This is a genomic window from Prauserella cavernicola (assembly GCF_016595675.1).
In the GTDB taxonomy this organism is placed as follows: Bacteria; Actinomycetota; Actinomycetes; order Mycobacteriales; family Pseudonocardiaceae; genus Prauserella_A; species Prauserella_A cavernicola.
In genome coordinates this window covers 1-312 of the sequence record NZ_JAENJH010000047.1, presented here as the reverse complement: position 1 = coordinate 312, position 312 = coordinate 1, and the positions used below count along the sequence as shown (strand labels likewise).

Annotated in this window: 1 protein-coding gene; it reads right to left on the bottom strand. The window is 76.3% G+C overall.

Going from position 1 to position 312, the window contains the following annotated elements; genetic code table 11:
- Positions 1-312, bottom strand: a 312-nt coding sequence (locus JHE00_RS34630; RefSeq protein ID WP_200326424.1) for a protein kinase domain-containing protein, incomplete at both ends; no start/stop codon positions are given.

Here is a 312-nt window from a genome sequence, read left to right as displayed (position 1 = left end):
CGGACTGCGCCCGGTGGCGGCCAGCACCAGCCGCACGCCGAGCGAGAACACGTCGCTCGCGGGCGTCAGGTGGGCGCCGTCGGCCTGCTCCGGCGACATGACCGACGGCGAGCCGACCACCGCGCCCGTGCCCGTGAGGTCGGAACCCTCCGCGGCGCGGGCGATCCCGAAGTCGATCACGCGCGGCCCGTCGGCGGCGAGCAGCACGTGGCCAGGCTTGAGATCGCGGTGGATCAGCCCGGCGCGGGGGATGTCGGCCAGCGCCGACGCCAGGCCGATCGCCAGCTGTCGCAGCGCGTCCGCCGGCAATGG